The sequence below is a fragment of the Frigoribacterium sp. ACAM 257 genome, from assembly GCF_007954365.1.
Classification (GTDB): Bacteria; Actinomycetota; Actinomycetes; order Actinomycetales; family Microbacteriaceae; genus Frigoribacterium.
On the sequence record NZ_VOLO01000002.1, the window covers coordinates 132,214 to 151,383 of the forward strand.

Annotated in this window: 18 protein-coding genes and 1 tRNA gene; 6 read left to right on the forward strand and 13 right to left on the reverse strand. The window is 68.6% G+C overall.

The genetic code is table 11. From position 1 onward, the window contains the following. Nucleotides 1-82: 82 nt before the first annotated feature. From ES689_RS06955 to ES689_RS06965, 3 genes are all read left to right on the forward strand, one after another. Nucleotides 83-619 carry an amino-acid N-acetyltransferase gene (locus ES689_RS06955; RefSeq protein ID WP_146902291.1) on the forward strand — a complete coding sequence of 179 codons (537 nt, stop codon included), beginning with the start codon at nt 83-85 and terminating at the stop codon, nt 617-619. A gap of 104 nt (nt 620-723) precedes the next feature. After that, nucleotides 724-1,395: a hypothetical protein gene (locus tag ES689_RS06960; protein WP_146902294.1), complete on the forward strand. Its 672-nt coding sequence runs from the start codon at nt 724-726 to the stop codon at nt 1,393-1,395. Between the two features lie 3 nt (nt 1,396-1,398). Further along, nucleotides 1,399-1,887 (forward strand): dehydrogenase, encoded by a 489-nt coding sequence (locus ES689_RS06965; RefSeq protein ID WP_146902297.1) that lies wholly within the window; start codon nt 1,399-1,401, stop codon nt 1,885-1,887. 14 nt (nt 1,888-1,901) lie between these two features. On the opposite strand, the gene radA is transcribed toward ES689_RS06965, so the two are convergent. After that, a complete protein-coding gene (radA, locus tag ES689_RS06970) occupies nt 1,902-3,266 on the reverse strand; it encodes a DNA repair protein RadA (RefSeq protein ID WP_146902300.1) in 1,365 nt (454 codons plus the stop codon). A 326-nt stretch (nt 3,267-3,592) separates the two neighbouring features. Between radA and ES689_RS06975 the strand changes: the two genes are divergently transcribed. Beyond that, nucleotides 3,593-6,004, forward strand: a complete 2,412-nt coding sequence (locus tag ES689_RS06975; RefSeq protein WP_191330273.1) for an Ig-like domain repeat protein — start codon at nt 3,593-3,595, stop codon at nt 6,002-6,004. 99 nt (nt 6,005-6,103) lie between these two features. On the opposite strand, the gene ES689_RS06980 is transcribed toward ES689_RS06975, so the two are convergent. Then, the gene (locus tag ES689_RS06980) at nt 6,104-6,979 is read right to left on the reverse strand and encodes an SGNH/GDSL hydrolase family protein (protein WP_146902306.1); all 876 of its coding nucleotides are present in this window, start codon (nt 6,977-6,979) and stop codon (nt 6,104-6,106) included. A 172-nt stretch (nt 6,980-7,151) separates the two neighbouring features. Here ES689_RS06980 and ES689_RS06985 point away from each other — a divergent pair. After that, nucleotides 7,152-7,242, forward strand: a tRNA-Ser gene (locus ES689_RS06985). Nucleotides 7,243-7,513: 271 nt separating this feature from the next. Here the strand turns inward: ES689_RS06985 and ES689_RS06990 are convergent. The 3 genes from ES689_RS06990 to ES689_RS07000 form a co-directional block, all read right to left on the reverse strand. Beyond that, the gene (locus tag ES689_RS06990; RefSeq protein ID WP_146902310.1) at nt 7,514-9,418 is read right to left on the reverse strand and encodes a hypothetical protein; all 1,905 of its coding nucleotides are present in this window, start codon (nt 9,416-9,418) and stop codon (nt 7,514-7,516) included. Continuing rightward, nucleotides 9,415-10,401, reverse strand: coding sequence for a hypothetical protein (locus ES689_RS06995; protein WP_146902313.1), 987 nt, complete (start codon nt 10,399-10,401; stop codon nt 9,415-9,417). The genes ES689_RS06990 and ES689_RS06995 overlap by 4 nt, the downstream gene beginning before the upstream one ends. Nucleotides 10,402-10,871: 470 nt before the next feature. Further along, nucleotides 10,872-11,840 (reverse strand): hypothetical protein, encoded by a 969-nt coding sequence (locus ES689_RS07000; protein WP_055811461.1) that lies wholly within the window; start codon nt 11,838-11,840, stop codon nt 10,872-10,874. A gap of 103 nt (nt 11,841-11,943) precedes the next feature. Here ES689_RS07000 and ES689_RS16110 point away from each other — a divergent pair, with 103 nt between their 5' ends. Further along, nucleotides 11,944-12,219, forward strand: a complete 276-nt coding sequence (locus ES689_RS16110) for a helix-turn-helix transcriptional regulator (protein ID WP_082486596.1) — start codon at nt 11,944-11,946, stop codon at nt 12,217-12,219. A gap of 23 nt (nt 12,220-12,242) precedes the next feature. Here ES689_RS16110 and ES689_RS07010 read toward each other — a convergent pair whose 3' ends face one another. The 8 genes from ES689_RS07010 to ES689_RS07045 form a co-directional block, all read right to left on the reverse strand. Next, a complete protein-coding gene (locus ES689_RS07010) occupies nt 12,243-12,815 on the reverse strand; it encodes a hypothetical protein (protein WP_133739128.1) in 573 nt (190 codons plus the stop codon). Between the two features lie 535 nt (nt 12,816-13,350). Beyond that, on the reverse strand, nt 13,351-13,866 hold the full coding sequence (locus ES689_RS07015; protein ID WP_137846767.1) for a hypothetical protein: 516 nt from the start codon (nt 13,864-13,866) through the stop codon (nt 13,351-13,353). A gap of 367 nt (nt 13,867-14,233) precedes the next feature. Next, nucleotides 14,234-15,091, reverse strand: a complete 858-nt coding sequence (locus ES689_RS07020) for a F510_1955 family glycosylhydrolase (protein WP_056260078.1) — start codon at nt 15,089-15,091, stop codon at nt 14,234-14,236. A gap of 84 nt (nt 15,092-15,175) precedes the next feature. Next, the gene (locus ES689_RS07025; RefSeq protein WP_082486595.1) at nt 15,176-16,459 is read right to left on the reverse strand and encodes a peptidoglycan DD-metalloendopeptidase family protein; all 1,284 of its coding nucleotides are present in this window, start codon (nt 16,457-16,459) and stop codon (nt 15,176-15,178) included. 1 nt (nt 16,460) lies between these two features. Beyond that, entirely contained in the window at nt 16,461-17,117 is a 657-nt protein-coding gene (locus ES689_RS16115; protein WP_370512358.1) for a M23 family metallopeptidase, read from the reverse strand. Between the two features lie 399 nt (nt 17,118-17,516). Next, a complete protein-coding gene (locus ES689_RS07035) occupies nt 17,517-18,095 on the reverse strand; it encodes a DUF305 domain-containing protein (protein WP_123572127.1) in 579 nt (192 codons plus the stop codon). A 79-nt stretch (nt 18,096-18,174) separates the two neighbouring features. Next, complete coding sequence (locus ES689_RS07040; RefSeq protein WP_123519935.1) at nt 18,175-18,627, reverse strand: hypothetical protein; 453 nt, start codon at nt 18,625-18,627, stop codon at nt 18,175-18,177. A gap of 147 nt (nt 18,628-18,774) precedes the next feature. Next, nucleotides 18,775-19,086, reverse strand: a complete 312-nt coding sequence (locus ES689_RS07045; RefSeq protein ID WP_123519936.1) for a metal-sensitive transcriptional regulator — start codon at nt 19,084-19,086, stop codon at nt 18,775-18,777. Between the last annotated feature and the right edge of the window lie 84 nt (nt 19,087-19,170).

The window sequence follows — 19,170 nt, forward strand, 5'->3', positions numbered from 1 at the left end:
CCAGAGGGCGGTCCGGCTCAGGCCGGGCCGCCCTCTGGCGTGCGCGGGGCGCTGCGGGCGAGGGGCTGGGTAGGCTCGGGGGATGACCTCCGCGGACCAGCACGGCATCACCGTCCGCGACGCCGTGGTCAGCGACGTGCCGCACATCCAGCGCCTCTGCGAGCCCTTCGTGCAGAAGCGGATCCTGCTCGGCAAGGACCTCGTCACGCTCTACGGCGACGTGCAGGAGTTCCAGGTCGCCGTCGGCCCCGACGGTGTCCCCGTGGGCTGCGGGGCGCTGCACGTCATGTGGGACGACCTCGCCGAGATCCGGACGCTCGCCCTCGACCCGGCCTGGATCCGCAAGGGAGTCGGCCACCGCCTCCTCGACTCGCTGGAGGGCGCAGCCCGTCGCCTCGAGATCGGCCGGCTCTTCTGCCTCACCTTCGAGGTCGACTTCTTCGAGAAGCACGACTACCTCGAGGTGGGCGACGAGGGGCTCGTGCCGCCGGAGGCCTACGCCGAGCTCGTGCGCTCGACCGACGAGGGCGTCGCCGAGTTCCTCGACCTGGCACGGGTCAAGCCGAACACGCTCGGCAACTCGCGGATGCTCAAGGCCCTGCCGCGCCTCGAGGGCTGACACCGCAGGAGGTGCGGGTCGGCCGGCGCCCTCGGCGGAAGTTCCCAGGCGCACACGCCGCCAGCATCCGGGGCGGGACGATGGCCAGCACTTAACCTGTGCGCATGTCGACGTTCACGAATCCGACCGGCCCGCAGCCGCCCTCGGTGTACTGGCGCCGCAGAGCCCTCGTGCTGCTCGGCCTGGTGGTCGCGATCGTGGTCGTCGTGCTGATCGTCGTGCGGCCCGGTGCGTCCGGTGACGAGCCCGGCGCGGCCGCGACGAGCTCGCCCGCCGCCGACCCTGCTCCCGTCGCGAGCGAGACCGCCACCGCGCCGGCCGCGGACGCGACGCCGGACCCTGCGTCGACGGAGGCCACGACCGAGGAGGGCGCCCGCTGCGCCGCTGCCTCGATCGAGCTCGTCCCCGTCGTCGACGAGCAGGTCTTCGCCCCCACCGAGCTGCCGCAGATCTCGATGTCGGTGACCAACAGCGGGTCGTCGGACTGCGTGATCAACCTCGGCTCCGGCCAGCAGAAGCTGGTCGTTACGAGCGGCGAGGAGCAGTGGTGGTCTTCCGCCGACTGCCAGGTCGACCCCACCGACCAGGACGTGACCCTCACCGCGGGCCAGACCCTCTCGACGCCGGCCATCTCCTGGGACCGGACGCGCTCGACGCCCGACACCTGTGACGCCGACTCCCGCCAGGCGGTGCCCGCCGGAGGCGCGACCTACCGCCTGACCGTCAGCGTCGGCGACATCACGTCGGCCGACTCCGCCCCCATGATCCTGAACTGAGCGATGACCGAAGCTGCTTCCCCCCGTTCCGAGGCGTTGGAGCTGGCCCTCGCCAGCCAGGACGTCGCCGCCGTCGCGTTCGCCCTGCGTCACGACGTGGTCGTCGTGCCGAAGCTCGTGGTGCCGCCTGCCGGGGCCGCGGGCGAGGGTGCGGGCGACGGCGAGGGAGTCGACGTGGGCGATGCTGCCGCCGACAGTGCGGCCCTCGCCGACCGCGACTCGGCCGAGCCGGTCTCCGTCGCGGCCGAGCAGGTGCGGGTCTTCGGTCGCGAGAACACCGACAAGCGGATCCTGCTGCTCTTCTCCTCGGCGGAGGCGTACGCCGCGATGGTGCCGGACGACCCCGACCTCGAGGTGATGCTCTACGACTCCGACGCGCTGCGGGCGTTCATGGAGGTGCACCTCGACGTGCTCGAGCAGGTCTTCTTCGACATCGCCGGCCCGCACACGATGGCCGCCGCCCCCGAGGACCTGCTCAGGGCCCTGAAGTAGCGGGCGTCCGGCGCCTAGAAGGCCCCGTCGAGCTCGCGCTCGCGGGGCGTGCTGGCCGCGCTGAAGGCCCGGCGCAGCGCCTCGCGGAGGTTGCCCGACTCGGCGTCGACGAGCTGGCTGAACCCGAGCCGACGCGCCTCGCTGGCCCGCTGCCGGGGCGACGACACGGGCCGGATCTCGCCCGCCAGGCTGATCTCGCCGACCGCCGCCATCGTGTGCGGGTAGCTGACGTCTCGGCTCGCGCTCGCCAGGGCCAGCGCGATGGCCAGGTCTGCCCCGGGCTCGGTGATCTTGATTCCGCCGACCGTCGACACGTAGACGTCCGCGTCGCCGAGGCGGATGCCCGCCCGGCGCTCGAGCACGGCGAGCAGCATCGCCACGCGGGACGAGTCGACGCCGTTGACGACCCGTCGGGGCTGGGGAGTGCTGCTGGCGACGATCAGCGCCTGGACCTCGACGGGCAGCGCACGCCGCCCCTCCATCGCGATCGTGATGCAGGTGCCGCTGACCGGCGCGCCGCTGCGCGACATGAAGAGGCCGCTGGGGTCGGCGACCTCGGCGATGCCGTCGCCGGTCATCTCGAAGCAGCCGACCTCGTCGGTCGGCCCGAAGCGGTTCTTGTGCGCCCGGATGAACCGGAGCGAGGTCTGTCGGTCGCCCTCGAACTGGCAGACGACGTCGACCAGGTGCTCGAGGAGGCGCGGGCCGGCGATCGTCCCGTCTTTCGTCACGTGCCCCACCAGCAGCACCGGCAGGTTGCGGTCCTTGCTGACGCGGATGAGCGTCGACGCGACCTCGCGCACCTGTGACGTGCCGCCCGCGATGCCGTCGATCGACGACGACGAGACCGTCTGCACCGAGTCGACGATCACCAGCTGCGGGTCGACCTGCTCGATCTGGCCGAGGATGACGGCGAGGTCGACCTCGGCCGCCAGGAACAAGTTGTCGTGCATCGCCCCGGTGCGCTCCGCCCGCATCCGCACCTGCTGCGCGCTCTCTTCTGCGGTGACGTAGAGCACGCGTGCCCCGGTCGCTGCGGCGCGCGACGCGACCTCGAGCAGCAGCGTCGACTTGCCGACCCCCGGCTCGCCGCTCAGCAGGATGGCCGCGCCCGGGACGATGCCCCCGCCGAGCACCCGGTCGAACTCGGCGATGCCGCTCGGCCAGGAGGCGACGGCGCCGGCCTCGACCTGCGTGATCGGTCGGGCGACCCGGTCGCCGCCGACCGACACGGGGGCGGTGCCCCGGGCGCTCACGAGCGCGGACGTGACGTCGACCACGGTGCCCCAGCGCTGGCACTCGCCGCAGCGACCGGCCCACTTGAGGCTGGTCCAGCCGCACTCGGTGCAGCGGAAGGGCGGGGTGGTGGTGCGAGGCATGCTGCGAGCCTAGGCGGGACGTCCGACAGCAGGGGCGCCTCCTCGTGTGGGCTGTGGAGGGACGGCGTGCTCGGGCCGCCGGGTGCGCCCCACCCGTTGTGGGGGCGGCATGCCCTGGCCGCTGGGCGAGCCAGACCCGTTGTGGGGGCGTCCGCGGTCAGATGTGTGTGTTTGCATCGATCTTGCGGTTGACGCGTGGCCCCCCGACGGCCACGCGACGTCTGCGAGGTCCCGACGGCCTCGCGACGTGCGCGCGGTCCCGACGACCGCGCGCTGAGCGCAGGGTCCCGACGACCCTGCACGCTCCCGCACGACTGGAGTTCGCTGTGCCCACCCCCCGATCCACCCGTACGTCCGCTGTGCCCGGATCCTGGTTCGTCCGTGCGTCCGCTGTGCTGGTCGCAGCCGTGATCGTGATCGGCGGCCTCGTCGACGGACAGGCGGTGAACGCGGCCGAGCTCGACCCGGCAGCCGCGTCGGCAGCGCCGCCCGCGCCCGCCGGCGTCGCCGCTCCCGACCTCTCCGACGACATGCTCGTCGTCCCGTCGACACCCGTGACGCGCCCCCACCTGCACGCGGAGGCCGCCGAGGTCGCGGCCCGCGAGGCCGACGTCGCCGACCAGACGGCGGCGGACCCCGGAGCCAGGTCGTCGGCCTCGACGGCCGCCGTCGCCGTCGTGCACCGCGTCTCGGTGAGCATCGCGACCGTCACGGCGACCACTGCCGACGACGCGGCGACCCCGCCCGACGACGCGTCCGTCACGGCCGCGATCCGGCAGCTGCACGACTTCTGGTGGGAGGAGTCGGGCGGCACGGTCGACGTCCAGCTCGGCGGGATCGAGCGCACCTCGCTCGCCGCCGCCACCTGCGACCCGTCGGCCGTGCTCGACTCGGTGCACACGACCGCCTTCGGGGGCGCCTTCGCGTCGTACCGCTGGGCAGGCACCGACACCCACCTCCTCGTGCTGACGCGCGAGACCTGCGGCTCGTCCGCCTTCGCGACCGTCGGAGGAGGCGGCGGCGAGATCTTCAGCTCGGTCGGCACGGACACCGCGCTCGGCGTCCCCGTGCTGATGCACGAGCTCGGCCACAACCTCGGCCTCGGCCACGCCGGTGCGGCCATGTGCCGCAGCACGACCTCCGTCGACGCTCCCCTCCCGGGCTACGTGCACACGGCGGACACCGACGCCTCCGTGGCCTGCCCGGTGGAGGAGTACGGGGACTTCCTCGACATCATGGGCTACTCCGTCTCGGGGGCGCGACCGCACCTGTCGACGCCGCAGCGCCTCCGGGCGGGCTTCCAGGTCGACGCGACGACCCTCCGCGAGCCGGGCACGCGCCAGCAGGTGACCGTGGGCGCGCTCGACGGCGCGGCGACCACGGCGGGCGGCCGGGCCGTGCAGGTGGTCGACCCGCTGAGTGGTGACACCTACTGGGTCGAGTACCGCACCGCGAGCGGTCGCGACGCCTCGAGCGCCGAGTTCCGGGGCGCGACGCCGCGGTGCTCGTCCCTCGACGCGAAGCTGGTGCGCTGCACCCTGAACGGCGACCGCGCCGTCGGCGAGGTGCGCGTGCTGCGGGCGATCCCCCTGTCCGGCTCCGCGGTCTCGACGGCCGTGGTCGCCGCCGGCCCCGTCGAGGCGGGCGACCTGACCCGCCGGGACACCCACCTCGACGCCGGAGAGAGCTTCACCAGCACGGGCGGGGGCTTCACCGTCGCGGTCCGCTCGACCTCGCCCTCGGCCGGGGCCGTGCTCGACGTCGCCCTCGCCGGCGGCAGCTCGACCGGCGCCGCGCCCGCCGGCGACACCGCAGGGCGGCCCGCCCCGAAGCAGGTGGCGGCCGTGACCACGACCGCGCTCGGCACCGACCGCGCCCGCCAGACCTGGGGCACGAACCCGACGGCTGTCCTCACCGCGACGGTGGCGGTCGCAGGAGGCGCGGCACCGGCCGGGTCCGTCACGTTCGTCGACGGGACCACGACGCTGGCGACGGTCGCAGTGGCGGCGGGCGGCACCGCGACCACCCGCCTCCCCGCCTCGCTGGCGCCGGGGGCCCACTCGCTGAGCGCCGCCTTCACCCCGTCGGTCGCCGACCAGGCGGCGTCGACGTCGGCGGCGACGAAGATCACCGTGGACAAGGCCGCGACGACGACGACGCTCCGCCTGAGCGCCGGCTCCCAGGTGCACGGCGCGACCTCGCGCATCACGGCCACCGCCTCCCTCACCTCGGTCGCGGGATCCGCGGCGACGGGCGCGGGCACCGTCGCGTTCACCGTCGACGGCAAGGTCGCGGCGCGGGTCGCCGCCTCGGGCGGCAGGGCGACGTGGGTCGTCCCGGCGGGCACGGCTGCGGGCGCGCACAAGCTGACGACGACCTTCACCCCTTCGGTCTCGACTGCGCTGCCCTCGACCAGTGCGACGTCGTCGTTCTCGGTCACGAAGGCGGCCTCGACGACGGTGCTCTCGCCCCGCTCGTCCCTCCCGAAGGGCAAGGGCGCCAACGTCGCGGTGAGCGTGACCGCTCGGGGCGTCGCCGCGCCGACGGGCACGATCACCGTCCGTCACGGCCGGACCGTCGTCGGCACGGCCACCCTCTCGGCGGCGGCCAAGGGCAAGATGACCGTGGGCGTGGCCGGGTTCCGCTCCGCCGGCAGCTACCCGCTCACGGTCACGTACTCGGGCAACGGGAGCGTGGGCGCGAGCACCTCGGCTCCGGTGGCCTTCAAGGTCAAGTAGGAGGCGCCTCCTCGGCTCGCCCGACCGGCCCGGCCCGGCCCGGCCCGGCCCAGCATGGCCTGGCCTGCCTGCCGGTGCTGCAGGTGCCGGTGCCGGTCGTCAGCTGCGGGGCAGCGCGTCCGTGCCGCGGGCCGAGGCGCGAGACGCCGCACGCTCGGCGGTGCGGGCCGTCGAGCCCGCGGCCGCGGCGTCGTGCACGCTGGCGTCGGCGTCCGTGACGGCGTGGTCGGCCGCGATGCGGGCGACCCGGGCGGCGACGGCCGGCTCGAAGGCGCTGGCCCAGACGCGGTACCCTCGGTCGTTGGGGTGGAACAGGTCGCCCGCGGAGTTGCGGAAGGTGCGCACCAGGCCCTGCTTCCGCGTCGTGTCGTAGAGGGGGGCGACCGTCAGGCCGAACTCGTCGGCGAGGCGCCGCACGATCGCGTTGGCCTCGGCGATGCGGTGCTCGCGCTCGGGGATCCACATCGTCGGCAGGTCGGCCACGATCGCGTGGGTCGGCAGCGCCCCGTAGATGTGCCGCAGGTTGCGCTCGAACGTCTCGGCGTCGAAGTCGATGACGTCGTTCGCGCCGATGGCGACGGTGACGACGTCGGGCTGGTACTTCTCGAGCTTGGGCAGCTGGTCCTTGCGGCAGAGCCACGTCGTCGCGCCGCTGACGCTGAGGTTGACGACCCGGACGGAGGAGCGGGTCGCGTGCCGCATCCGCACCGACAGCCTGCCCACGTAGCTGCGCGCCGGGCTCGACGCCCCGATGCCCTGCGCGGTCGAGTCGCCGAGCGCCACGTAGAGCAGGGCGCCCTTGCGGTCGAACCGGTCGCGCCACCAGGCGGAGTGCACCGGCAGCAGGTCGTTGAGGGTCGCGGCGGCGGAGCGCTGGCTGCGAAGGGCACGGCGCCAGACGGCGAAGAGCGCACCGCCCGCGGCGAGGGTGACGCCGACTCCGGAGAGGAAGGCGAGGGGGTGACGGGTGGGCATGCTGGGAGCGTACGCCCGGCCGTCCGCCTATCGCCTGTCGCCTGTCGCCGAGGAGGTGCGGTGAACCGTCACGAAGTGCTGGTCGCCAGCCTCGGGGCAGCACTCTCCGCCGGTCCACGTCGGCCCGAGGCGGGTTTCGACAGGGGCGCGCGGATGTACTAAGCTCTCCCCCGGTACCGTGTCCGAGCGGCCGAAGGATCATGTCTCGAAAACATGTGTGGGGGTTGACTCCACCGTGGGTTCAAATCCCACCGGTACCGCCACAGGGTTGTTTGCGCATCAATCGGAATCCGTTTGCGGAACGCAGCCCAAGAAGAAAGCCCCCGAGTAGTTCGGGGGCTTTCTTCCGTTTGAGGGCCGAGAATCGCTTCCCGGCGAGGGGTTCGGGATCTCTTGGCAGCTCCTTCGGGGCCACCGGCTGCACAGTCGGCTTAAACGACGAAGCGGCCCGCCCGTCTGGGCGCGCCGAATTGACTCGTGAGCGTTGGGGGAGAGCAGGAAGCTCGCGTGTCGTGTCTTGGAACGGGCGTGGGCCTACGTTCGCGGAGGCGGATCGACAGCGGGTCCACTCGTCGGGAACGGGGACAGTTCGGGCCGAACGTAGTCGGCGCGGTAGTTGCTCATGCCTTCGGCATCACGACGGCGGGTGCGCTGTGCAGGCACCGGCGTCAGGCCCTTCGCGACGCGGCGGTCGCGGTCCTTCGGCGCTCGGTGCTTGGCGGCGAGGAAGGTGACGATCTTGCGGATGTTCGCGGCCGTCGTGAGCATGGCGAGAAGGAACTGCTGAGCGGCGAGACCGCGCAGGCGCCGTGCGCTGGAGTCGGCGATGCGCTCGGGACCGGTCTTGATGAAGGCGTTGAAGCTCTCGATGCTGTTGCGGTCGCGGCGGTAGGTCTTGGACCACTCCTTGCTGCCATAAGGCAGCATCTGGTTCATCTTCTCGCCGTCCTCCGGGCGCACCGTGATCGAGGTCTGGCAGCAGACCTTGTCTGTCTGCTTGGGGACGTTGGCGCGCAGCACCTGCCGGCGTTCCTTGTCAGGCGATGCACGCTTGTCGAGCTTGCGGAGCGGGCACTCGACCGTCGCACTCGGGCCGAGGGCTGGGCAGCGCATCTTCACGTTGCCGTTGGCGTCGGGACCCTCCTTCTTGTGAAGTCGGTATGCGTCACGCTCGTCGATCTGCTGGGACCACTCGACGTTGTCGATCTCCTTGTTGTTGCGCCGCACCGTTGCATCGAGGAGCCGCTTCGGTGTACCGGGGCAGAACTGACCGCCTTCGACGAGCTTGGCTCCGCCGACCTGGCCCCGCACACCGGTCTGGTTCGCGCGGTTGTAGTCGAAGACGAGGCCGACGCCGAGCTCTCTCATCGGACGGTGGAAGTCCTCCATCGTGAGACCCGCGGAGTACCCAAGGTCGGACGACAGGCGCGCGATGTCGTAGCCGCGTTCCTGGATGTTCTTCACGAGCTCGACGGTGTGGAAGCCGATGCCCTTGTTGGGCGTCGTCAGGCTCGCCCCGCGGATCAGCTGCGGTGCTTCGGTGGGGTCACCTGTCGGGTCCTCGTTGACGTCGATGATGAGGTTAGCCGTGTAGGCGAGCAGCCACCGGCTCCGTGCCTGCTTGACGCTCGCCTTGCCGTTCTCCTTGGTGTGCTTGCTGAAGACGCGTTCCTTCTCTCCCTTGTCGATCGGGTAGAGGTCAGCTTCAAGCTCCATCGCGTACTTCGGCTGTTCCTTGTCCGTGCCCGCGATGAACATGGGCTGCTCGACGCCGTTCTCCCGCGGCCAACGGTTCTTCTGGCTCGGTGCACGCAGCACTGTCTGGTCGACGGAGAGCGCGAGACGCTGACGTCGCACGGCTCGAGGCAGGTTCTGGGCCGTGGCTTCCAGCAGCGTGTTCGTGAAGGTCATGCTGCGCTCGTGTGCCCGGCGTTCGATGTTCTTGTCCCGGAGCGCGTCAAGGCTGCTCCGCTCGTCGCGGGTGAGCAGGCGGCGGGGCGCCGGCCAGGCATCCCAGAGGTCGATGATGCGGTGCATCGCCCGCCATGCCAGGAAGTACCAGTCGTTGGGCTTGTCGTTGTCGTACAGGTGAGCGATGCCGAGCTCGCGACGGGCTTCATCGTCGAGACGGCGTTCGAAGACGCGGCCCATCTCGCGCACGAAGATCATGGACTGCTCCGATAGGAGCATCATCACCACGGTCAGGATGGCCAGGTCGTCGATCTTCGGTTTGACACCGCCCGGGGCTTTCTTCTCGCGGTCCTCCGCGCGCCAGGTCGCGAGGAGCTCGATGACGCCCGATGAACGGAGGAAGGTCATCCACTCACGGGCGTCGGCGCCGCGGAACCTGGTGGTCTTGGTCGACCCGCTGACGATCCGGTCGGCTGTGTAGATGCCATTGAAGAACTCCTCGTCGTGGAACGAGGGCTCGCCGGTCACTGAGTCGCTCCCGTTGAACGGAGAAGCGCGTGAAGCTCAACCTCGGGCATGACCTCGGCCAAGGGCGCGTAGCGAAGGAGGGACGAGACGTTCTTGAAGCCAGCCGCGTAGACGATGCTCGCCAGGGGCAAAACGTTGATCTGGTCCACGATCCAGGTGATGCGGAGGCGGCGAATAGCAGGACCGTCGTACCGGGCGCCGTAGTGCATGAGCGCGATCTCCCGGGAGGACTCCTTGCGGTGGGGGATGACCGCGTAGTCATCGTCGCCGAGTCCCTCGAAGGCGATGTCTGCGTACGAATCCCACCCGACACGGATGGGGATGCTTCGCGGCGCCTTTCCGGTCACACGGACGACCCAGCCAGCCGGAGTGCGCGTCAAGTCGCGGCCACGGACCGCGGCGATCTCGGTTGCGCCGAGGCCTGCACCACCGGCAAGCGCGAGAAGCCCGTAAGAATCCCGGCGGGCTCGGTCGGTGGACCTCGACGCGGCCCAGCTCTCGAAAGCGGGAAGCTCGGCGTGCGAGAAGGGTCGTATCTCCCGGCTCTGCTTGTTGAGGCGGTGAGGAGACGGTTCGTAACCGAGCGCTTCAGCGAGGTTCAGGAGTCTGGTCTCGGCAAGCTGCTGCGTCTTGGCACTGGGGTAGGTGCGGGCGAAGCGGTAGATCATGGACGGGTAGAAGAGGTCATCGCGGCGCAGCTCCGCACCGGCGTCGTGGAACGCCCACACGACGTACCGACTCGCGAAGGTCAGGAGGATCCTCGTGTAGAGCATGTCGTGGGGTTTGGCGTCGAGGATGCACGCGAGCGTGAAGTCCCGCACAGGCAACCACTTGGTCGGGGCGATACGGCGCGGGTGGTAGCGCAAGATCGCCTCCTGAAGCTCCAGCGTGGCGTGGTCATTAGATTGACCAAAGTGTGCTGCGGCACGCTCGAGTTGGGAAGAGGGGGAGGTCGGAGGTTGTGTCTCGTCAGGGGTGGTCACGAGAGATGGACATGCGACAAGACAAGGCCATCACGCGGTCTGGTGCGCTTTCAGCGCACATCTAGACTGCGGAGGTGCCTGATCCACGTTTCGAGCCGCGCTCCTACCTACGTGAGCCAGGCCGCTTCGGTCGCGACCCCGAAGCTCAGTGGGTCTCGGCGGTGTCGTTCTCGTCAGGCCAGCTCGACCAGTGGGGTGCTGCACGCATTCAGCATCGGCTGGCGTGCAGCATCCGAGTCGAGATAGCGAGACGGTTCCGCTCGGTCGGGACGTACGCGGCTGCCTCTGGGCAGAGTCCTGAGCGGCTGGGGCGTCTGCTCAGGGGTGAGGTCGTGATGCGTCTGGAAGACGTGGCAAATGCCCGTCGCCATTTGGGCGTCTGAGGGAACCTGGCCGACGCGGGAAGTGATCGTCCTGTCCCTATACGGACGTCATGGCCGCAGCCTCGGCTCGCGCCGGGGTGGTAGCTATCACCGAAGTGAGTCCCGCCGGGGGTCGTCGTCCGCTCTGGCGACGTAGGGCAAGAGCCGGTCGAGCGCTTCGGCTGACTGCAAGCCGGCGACCTCCAGCAATAGGTCGAGGGGCGTCCCCCGCCGGAGGTGTTCCACGATCCAGGTCGCTCGCATGCGTCGGGACTGCAGCTCGACCGTGGGGCGCGGATTCCGACTGACGAAGTCAGTGACGAGATTGATGTTCCCGCCTCGCTGACCGCTCCGGAATGCCCACCGGGAGGCTGCCTTGGACGCCGTTCGGCACTGCAGGAGGGGGGCCCACTGGGCAAGAACCGGGACGTCTCTCGCATCGTCACCCGACACGCGCACCATGACGCCCCGACTATCTGAGGTGATGTCCACGAGTTCTAGATCGATGATCTCCCGCCCCGTCAGTCCTGCCCCGAGTCCGAGCGCGAGGAGTGCGCCGGCGCTGGTCGTCCGTTCCTCGTCGTGCTGGCTACCGGCCCACGACAACAACGAAGCCACCTCGCTCGGGGTGTACGGACGTGACGCCTCAGCCTTGCCCAGGGCCCGGAATGTACCCGCAGCTTCGTCGCCCAGGAGCGCCTCCGACGTGCGTCTCAACCGAGCGCGCAGGGTGTTCTTGCCGGCCCTGCTGTACTGCCCGAGGTGATGTTGCACGAAGCGGTTGATGAACCGCGGGTCGAAGACGTTGTCATCTTCGAGGGGAACGCTCGCTGTCGCCCAGGCGAATAAAGCGAGACGGGAAACGGCCGGGTAGAGCTCCTTCTCGGAGTACGGCGTTCTGTGGGCTGTGTCTCGGACGACGCGCTGCACGTAGGGGCGGATGGCGGCCCACTGATCAGCAGGCATCTTCGGCGTGTACTGGTAATGAGCCGCAGCCGGCACCTCAGGCTCCCTCTCGGCCATGCGCCTCACCGCGTCGAGCTGCCGTTCGCGGCGTTCGTCAGCTTCATCGCTCACCAGCGCTCATCTCCAAGCTCGAAGGTGGTCATTACAATGACCAATTTGTGATACGTTCGACGGGGCGGCCGTGCGTGCGAGCTGGCGCGCCTAGCCTTGCGGCATGGGTAGAACTGCGCGCGCGAAACCAGCCGCGTTGGCCCCGTCCCCGTGGCCAGACGTTCGCTCGAACGACCCGATCGGGGAAGTGGCTCGCAGATTCGCGCAGAACCTTCGTCAGGCCGTCGGCAGTCGCAGCATCCGGTCGGTAGCCGAAGCTTCAGGTGTCACCCATACGACCCTGCTGAGCGTCCTTGCGGGCCAGGTGTGGCCGGACCTCGAAACGATCGCGAAGCTCGAGCGGGGGCTCGGCGTATCCCTCTGGCCGCGCCACAGCTGATCGTTCCAACGTGGCGGTCTCGGTCATGTCGATTCATCAGGCCTTTGCCCGCCCCCGGGGGCTGTCTGCGGCGAGGCTCTGTCGGGAACGTCCACCATGGTCACCTCGTCGGCCCTGGGGATTGGTGCGAACCGTTGCTGGTCGGCAGTGGGAAGTTCGTCGAGCCAGACTGCTCCTCGCTCTACCAGCCGGGCTCGAAGTGACGTTCCGGTGATGTTCTCTGCGGCGTCAGTGACCGGAGTTGCCTCGAGTTGGAACTCGCCGAGCCTGAGGCACAGCTCGAGATAGGTCAGATAGGTCTGTCGCACATGGGCCAAGAGCTCGTCGGGGGCATCTTCGGTACTCGTCTCGCGGAGCACGTCCGACGTCGGTGCCCAGCTGATCGACGCCTCGTGCTCATCTGTGGCTGCTGTGAGGCCCGAGAGTGGGCCGGCAGGATGAGCTCTCCATGTGACGCTGCTGCTTGGCCGGGCTAGGAGCGAGTCGCTCAGGTCCAGGACTAGCCCTTGAATGGTGATGATGCCGAAGGCCTTGCGCTGCCCCGAGGTCGGCTTCGCTTGTTTGCTTGCATTCATGGTCATTACTATTACCACCATCCATGCGAAGGGTCCAGGATCACGAAAAGTTAGAAGGTGGCGGGGTGGCCGAGGGCGAGCAGGCTGGAGGGCAACACGCGATTGTCGGATTAGGCGCGAGCCCGCCGCGCGTGGTCGTGTGGGGGGCGGATGTCTCGCGCGAGGCTCCAGGCTGGCGACTTGTTGGAGTCGATCTGGGAATGAGGGACGGGAGGCCCTTCGGGTCTCTCCACTTCGAGGCGGTTGACGGATCGCGCCGCGCTCGGGTCGCTGTCCGGTGGGACCACGTGTACGACCAGTTGCAGTGCTTCGTCACGGATCGGAGCTTTGCGGCGGAGGGTGAGCGCCTCGAGCGAGATGCTCGGCACCGTGTCGGCACGCTGATGGCCGCGTACGCGCAGATCGGGCTTGCAATCGTCGCTGGAACTGTCGCAGAAGGCTCACTGAGGGCCGCTTCGAACCTCGTGCCGATCGGTCCGAGGCATCCCGATTGATTGCCACTCGGGGGGTGGCGCGGTGAGCCCAGAACCCTTCGCAGAGCATCGGCCCAAGGTGATCACTCCTCGTAGTCGACTGCGCCTTCGATGACGAGAAACAGCATGAATAGCTGTTCTGCGAGCACTGCCAGGTCATAGGCGACGTCTTCCACCTGTGCCACGGTCAATGGGCGGTCCACCGTCCCTTTGGCCCTGACCCGGCTCGCCGAAGCTGGTCCTTTACCCGGTGTGGTCCACGCCCCGTGCAGCAGGTGGTTCCGGCTCTCCATCGCAACCCTCGAGTCGGCGGACAATCGCGTGAACATGTCGCGGACCTGCCCCTCGAAGCGGTGCAGCTTCACGAGCTTTGCGCCCAACTCGAGCAGGCCGCTGAAGGAGGCTCCCCGAGTCACCACAATTCCTATTTCGTTTGTCTCGCGGTCATCGTCGCTGACGAGGGCCATGACTGTGAACGCCAGCGTGCGCTCCAATCGAGCAGACCAGTACGCGACCTCGCCCATCGCGACCAGGTGCTCTCGATCGAGGCTGGTGGCGCGTACTCGGGCACGGTGTTCGGGAGAGGGGCGCTCGATCATGCATCAGCTCCGAGGGAGGCGGGCACCGATGCTAACGGGGTGACCGTCAACGGCTTGACTGGCGATAGGTGCCCAGGAGCCGACCGGGTGGCCAGGTTTCTTCCTGGCCCGCCCTCGCTTTTCTGCATCGGCTGGGCCGACCCTCCAAGACCTGCCTGGGCGTCATGCGGGGCTGTGAGGTAGGGAGCGACGATCGGCGAACAGGCGCATTCGAGGAGGGGCGACGAGGTCATTTCGGCAGTGTCACATAGGGGCCCGTCACCGGAATCTGTTTCGGACCACCTATCTGCGACAGTCGGATCAGTGCAGCTCTGAGGAAATGGTCGAGGTTGGCGATCGTCCGGTTGACGATCGCTAAGCCGCTTCTCTACTCGTTCTGCTTGAGCGTCAAAGGCACGGGGGTCCAGGTGCGGCCGTTGTCGTGACTGACGACAATGGCTCGATCATCGACGGCGAACTGCACGGTCTTGTCGCCTATGTCGATGATGTCGAAGGCTTGCGGTTGGCCTTCGAGCTGTCCGACCTGTGACCAGGTTGCGCTCCCTGGATCGAGAGACCATACGGTGCCGTCAATGGTTGCGCCAGCGATCGAATATGCAGATGAGGCGACGTGCACAAGTGGCGGCGCCTCGGGGCTAGGGGTCAGGGTGGCGCCGCGGTCGGTGCTGCGTTCTAGACCATCGGGACCTGCGGCCCAAAGGATCTCGGGGTTGGCCGAGTCGACGGCCAGTGACAGGGCCGTTGTTGTTGCTTCCGTTGTCCAGGTCGCACCGTCATCGTCGCTCCGAAGGATGGCCTGGGTGGTCGAGTTCAGCCCAAGGACGCTATCGGCGGCCGTCGTCAGGTCGTGAAAGTCGGCTTTGCCCTCCAGGCTGATGGTCTGCCACGTTGTCCCCGAGTCCTCACTGCGAAGCAGCCCCCGGTTGGACGGCGCTGTCGTCGGAGCGGTGACTGCGGGGTGGCCTGAGGCGATGAGTACGTCTTGCGGCGTGGTCGTGAGCCCCATGACGTCGAACCGGTCGTCACCGACCGGGATCAACGGTGCCTCTCGGGGGCGATCAGGGTCGACCGCGGTCAGGGCGAACTTCCACAGGCCGGTGTGTGTGCCCACGAGGACAACGGGGGAGTTGTCCACGTGAGCAAACGCGTGGACGTGTTCCAGGGATGCGTCAGCCGTCGGAGGGGCGGTGGTGGCGTTCGTGCACGCGGCCATGCCGAGGATCACTGCAGTCGTAGCGGCGAGTCCGGCGAGGGCTTTCGTGGGGCGCATGTGTGACGTGGTGATGGTGATTTCCTGTCGGGCGGGCGGTCAGCCGAGTCGAATGCCGCGGGCGGACATGAAGGGCGCGGGGTCCGTGGAGGTACCTCCTGGTCGCACTTCGTAGTGCAGATGGCAGCCGGTGGACCCGCCTGTCGAACCGGCACGAGCGATCAGTTGCCCGGCTTCGACCCGCTGGCCGCGGCTGACGAGCAGCCCACCGTTTTCGATGTGGGCGTAGCCGGTCTGAATGCCGTTAGCGTGTTCGAGGAGGATCCAGTTGCCGTAGCTGCCGTAGACCCCTGAGTAGGCCACGGTGCCGGCCGAAGCGGCGTAGATCGGTACCCCGCATCCCCCAGCGATGTCGATCCCGGAGTGCAACTTCCAGACCCGTTGAATGGGGTGAATTCGGTACCCGTAGGCGCTGACCATTCGACCGGTGGTGGGGTTGGCCCATCCGCTCCCGGCTACTTGACCGGCAGACGTTGCAGCCGCGGCCGCAGCGGCAGCCCGGGCGGCTGCTTCCGCCTGGATGCGTGCCCGTTCTGCGGCGCGGGCAGCTTCGCCGGCGGCGAAGTCCTGCTCGGTCGCGGCACGCTGATCCGTGAGCACGGCAAGCTGCGCTTGCAGCTCAGCTTGCTTGTCGACTTGCACTGCCAGTGCCTCATCGGCTGCCGCGGAGGCAGCCTCGGCGTCCCGGCGGGCGTCATCGGCTTCCTGGCGGAGAGCGTCGCGGGCGTCCCGGGCGAGGGCCGCCTGATCGCCGAGGCCCTGAGCGATGTTCTGATCCTGGCTTGCGTCGACGTAGATGCCTTGGCTTGTTTCAGCGAGCTTGTCGGCAAACCCCAGCTGAGAGAGAAAATCGTCCGGGTCCTGGGCGCCGGTGAGCAGGGTGCTGGTCAAGTCCTGGCCGCCGCTGCGTGCTTGCGACGCGATGATCTGAGCTGCCCGGTCTCGAGACTGGGTGGCGGTGGCCTCGGCTGTGCGGGCCTGCTCCTGGAGTGTGTCTGCTTGGTACGCCGCGTCGAGGAACTGAGCGTCTGCTTCCTCGTACTCGGCGCCACGGGTCAGAGCGAGCTCAGCGCTGGCAGTGGCCGCGGAGTCGAGTTCTGCGATCTGCGTCGTGATCTGCGCCACGAGGGCCTGGCCTTCCGTTTCGGAGGCACGAGCTGCTTCGACCTCGGCCCACGTCGGGTACTCAACTGCGGACGCCTGCCCCACCGGGGTGAGGACGGCAACAACCATCGCCACCACCGTGATGCTCCCCAGAACGAGCCTCACCCGGAAGGGACGGATGATGTGGCCACGACCGGGTGGCTGTTGTGCGGGCGTCATGTCAGAGCACCCGGCCGGCGTTGGTTTCGAGCCACAGCTGCGGGTCGATCTGAAGTGTGCCGCCAAGCAAGATGCTCAGGTGCAGGTGCGCACCGGTGCTGACCCCGCTGTTGCCTACCCGGCCCACCAGGTCCCCGACATTGACACGGTCTCCGACCCGCAGGGGGCTGGAACCGAGGACCATGTGGGCGTAGAGGCTGCTGACGGTCTGGCCATCGATCTGGTGGTCGATGATGGCGTACTGCCCGTACGCCCCGCCCATCCCCGACACACGAACGGTGCCGGCAGCGATCGCCCCGATGGGGGTGTTCTTGCCCGGGACCATGTCGATTCCCTCGTGCATGGCCGAACACGCACCGCACGGCCGCGCCCGGGGCCCGAAGTCCGAGCTGAGGGGGGTTACCCCAGGGAAGGGCCACCGAATGTCCCCGGTCCCGGTATTGACCTGGGCTGCTGCTCCGGCACCTCCCGAGGTAGCACTTTGTGTGGTGGCGAGTACTGGCTCGGTCACGGCGTAGCCGTCTCGACCGTCAACGGACAATGCCACCACGGAGGCGGCAAGGGATTGTCCACTGATCGGGGCAACAACACTCGTCGGGGTGGCCCCGCCCGCCAGGTCAGAGGCAGTAGCCGGGGTCGTGTTTGCGGTGAAGAACATCGTCACCGCCAACGCCCCAAGAACAGGACCCAGGGTGCGGGGCTTGCGGGGACGAGCCGGTACCGACCAGGCGCTCCCGGGGAGCTGTTCCACAGCCCACGGCCGGGCTCGAGGTGCTGCTGCGGGAGGCGCTGCTCGAAGCTTGCTTCGGGCGGCAGAGGGGAGGGGTTGTGCTGCTTGGTAGGTGCGTCGGCGCGGGGCCGACGGTGAGGAGGAGCGGCCGGCGGTGCGTTCGCGAGCGAGTGCTTCGCGGCGAGTGAGGGCGGTAGGAAGCACGGGGGCAGGAAGAATTTGGGGCACCAGGAAGCTTTCGGTGGTGTGAGAAGTACGACGAGTGCGCGGGCGCAAGGCACCGCCCAGGGGCGAGGCGCCTAGTAGGCGCCTCGCCCCGTGGAAGGGTCAGAGGGAGCTGAGAAGGCTTTCCATCTGATCGATCTGTGCCGTCTGAGACTCGACGATGTTCTTCGCCATCTCGACTGCGTCCGGGTTTTCCCCGCCGTCGACTTCCTGCTGCGCCATGTCCACGGCGCCCTTGTGGTGCTCGGTCATCTGCTCGAGGAACAGCCGTGACGCGTCCGTACCCTCGGCGTCGTCCAGGGCTGTCATGTCGGATTCGCTCATCATGCCGTCCATGGAGTGATCCATCGACGCGGACGTGTCCTGGCCCCAGTCGTCCAGCCACGTGGTGAGCTGCTCGATCTCGGGGCCTTGCTCGTCCTTGATGGTTTCCGCCAGGGTGGCAACGTCGGAGTCGACGCTGTCGCCCTTGGCGATGAAGGTGTCGCTCATCTCGACGGCCTGCTTGTGGTGGGGGAGCATCATCTGGGCGAACATGACGTCCTGGTCGTTGAAGACCGCTGACTCCGATGACGCGGACGTGTCGGAGGCGGTGTCACTGGAAGTGTCGGCGCAGCCGGCCAGAGTGAGGGCAGCGACGATGGCTGTGGCGCCGATGAGCAGTGTTTTGGTGCGGTTCATGGTTGTCCCTTGGGGTGAGAAAGAAGGCGGCATAAAGGGCCGCGGGTCTCGTGTGGGGAGAAGTCCCCAAGGGGCTGATTTAGACGCGGAGGATGCTGAGCTGGTTCAAATTCATCGATCGCCGGGGAATCACGATCGTCGGCAGGGCGGGCAACGCGCCGAGGGTCTTCGAGAGGATGAACAGGGCGCGAGTGCCACGACTACGCAGCAGCACGGCTGCCGTGACGAGCAACACCATCAGGCACGCCATGCCCATCACGGCGCAGAGCATCGCGCACAGTCCGCCACAATCATCCGACGCACCAGCCGCCACCAGCACTGGCGCCTCGGCGGCATGAACGGTGCCCGCTGAGAGCTCCGTGTGAGGGGCGCTGTGGCTGTGCTCGGCGGCCGTCGGAGCGGCGGCATGGCTGGTGGTGTGCCCGGCGAGGGTGTGCATCAGCACGGTGCTGCCGATGAGCAACAAGATGAGTACGACGGCGGTCCCCAGACGTCCCAGCCCCGAGGGGATGCGCGTCGAGTGGGGGGTCATGGCTCTCCTTGGGCGGTGTCCCGACGAAGTGTACAAGCCCTAGATCCTCGAGCGCAGGGCCTTAGTTTCGGAGTCCCCAATGGACGAGTGCGCTGGCTCATGAACAATCGCGGGCTGGTAAGCGGGCTGCAGGTCGAGAGCTGAAGATCAGGCCCGCACCAATCGGGCGATCGCGTCGGACGCTTCCTTGATCTTTTCGGCCGCAGCAGCACCGCCCTCGGTGACAGCGTCGGTGACGCAATGCGTGAGGTGGTCGTTCAGCAGGCCCAGGGCCACGGACTGCAGCGCCTTCGTCATCGCCGACACCTGGGTGAGGATGTCGATGCAGTACTGCTCCTCGTCGACCATCCGCTGCAATCCCCGCGCTTGCCCCTCGATGCGCTTGAGGCGCTTGAGGTAGTCGTCCTTGGCGGTGATGTACCCATGGTGGTGATCGTGCTCGGTTGCAGTGTCGGTCATAGGAACTCCTCCGGGTTACGGGTTGCAGGTCACGTTAGTTGCGACCACGGAGCGGCCAACCAGTCGACCAGGTCAGTGTGATCG